General features: G+C 51.6%; 3 tRNA genes. All 3 read left to right on the top strand.

From position 1 onward, the window contains the following. Positions 1–47 precede the first annotated feature (47 nt). A tRNA-Lys gene (locus tag AACV33_RS04700) sits at positions 48–123 on the top strand. A 25-nt stretch (positions 124–148) separates the two neighbouring features. Further along, positions 149–224, top strand: a tRNA-Ala gene (locus tag AACV33_RS04695). Between the two features lie 31 nt (positions 225–255). Continuing rightward, a tRNA-Val gene (locus tag AACV33_RS04690) sits at positions 256–331 on the top strand. The last annotated feature ends 33 nt before the right edge of the window (positions 332–364 follow it).

Raw genomic sequence — 364 nt, 5'->3', positions numbered from 1 at the left:
CCTTTCACGGCGGTAACAGGGGTTCGACTCCCCTACGGGATACCATTGGGTCGTTAGCTCAGTTGGTAGAGCAGTTGACTTTTAATCAATTGGTCGCAGGTTCGAATCCTGCACGACCCACCATTTCCTCCCAAGGAAATAAAACTTTGGGGCTATAGCTCAGCTGGGAGAGCGCCTGCCTTGCACGCAGGAGGTCTGCGGTTCGATCCCGCATAGCTCCACCATTCTTTCTCACGAAGGAATTAAAACTTTCGTGGGCGATTAGCTCAGTTGGGAGAGCACCTCCCTTACAAGGAGGGGGTCACTGGTTCGAGCCCGGTATCGCCCACCATCTTTAAGTATTCTCCTTGAGAGTCTTTAAAAA

Source organism: Aliivibrio sp. SR45-2, assembly GCF_963890165.1.
In the GTDB taxonomy this organism is placed as follows: domain Bacteria; phylum Pseudomonadota; class Gammaproteobacteria; order Enterobacterales; family Vibrionaceae; genus Aliivibrio; species Aliivibrio salmonicida.
The sequence above is the reverse complement of the archived record's forward strand: the minus strand, read 5'-3'. Positions and strand labels throughout refer to the sequence as shown.